At 40.7% G+C, this 430-nt stretch carries 1 pseudogene; it reads right to left on the reverse strand.

Annotated elements, in window-relative coordinates:
* Positions 1-430 (reverse strand): annotated as a pseudogene (locus tag IRZ78_RS26035) (SusC/RagA family TonB-linked outer membrane protein); the annotation flags it as partial.

Here is a 430-nt window from a genome sequence, read left to right on the forward strand (position 1 = left end):
TAAGATAACGTCTATCTTACTTGTCCCCAGGTTAATCTCCCAGTTTATTTGAGGCTCTATAATCCATGAGTTTCGCTGGGTATTGTTCAAATACAATGCAGAAAGGGCGCTGGTGGCCCCGCTTGCTGGATTATAAATTGTCGAAGGATTGATGCGCGTTTCAATATTTTGTAAATCACTATAGCCGAAATTACTTTTGATAGTAAGATCAGGAAGTATCTCATATGACAAAGTTGTACTGCTTACCAGATCTTTTGTGTTGGAACGAAATTCAGCTACCAGATTACGTAAAGGATTTAGCCATGTATTATTGGCCCAATTCAGATTTCCATCTGCATCATAAAGCGCCGGAGCGTTTGGGGCAAGATACTTGGATGAAGAGGTCAGGTCAGCTGAAGGCTGATTGTTATTTTGAATTCCATATCCGGTG

It is taken from the genome of Flavobacterium sp. CSZ (assembly GCF_015350725.1).
Lineage (GTDB): Bacteria > Bacteroidota > Bacteroidia > Flavobacteriales > Flavobacteriaceae > Flavobacterium.